This is a genomic window from Pseudomonas sp. SIMBA_068 (genome assembly GCF_046534705.1).
Lineage (GTDB): Bacteria > Pseudomonadota > Gammaproteobacteria > Pseudomonadales > Pseudomonadaceae > Aquipseudomonas > Aquipseudomonas putida.
Genome location: NZ_JAWRYI010001783.1, coordinates 1 through 232, shown reverse-complemented (window position 1 = coordinate 232; position 232 = coordinate 1). Strand labels below are relative to the sequence as shown.

The 232-nt window shown below is 46.1% G+C and carries 1 protein-coding gene; it reads right to left on the bottom strand.

Annotation, left to right across the window (positions count from 1 at the left end; genetic code table 11):
* The coding region (locus SB756_RS35900) for a hypothetical protein (RefSeq protein WP_410914011.1) at positions 1 to 232 on the bottom strand (232 nt) is incomplete at both ends.

The window sequence follows — 232 nt, the reverse complement described above, 5'->3', positions numbered from 1 at the left end:
ATGGCGGCTTTCATCGGTTACGCTTTCTGGACCAAAACCCGAAAGTACCTGCGCGCCACCGGCAGCAATTGGGTTGCCATTGCTATCAAGTGCAGTAATGTAAGAGGCTTCTTCACCTTGTTCTATTTTGTAGCTTTCGTGGCGGTATTCAGCACCTAGAGTAAAAAATACGTCGTCAGGTAATCCTAAATCAAGGGTTGTGCTGGCATCACCATTGACTATAAATTGGTCA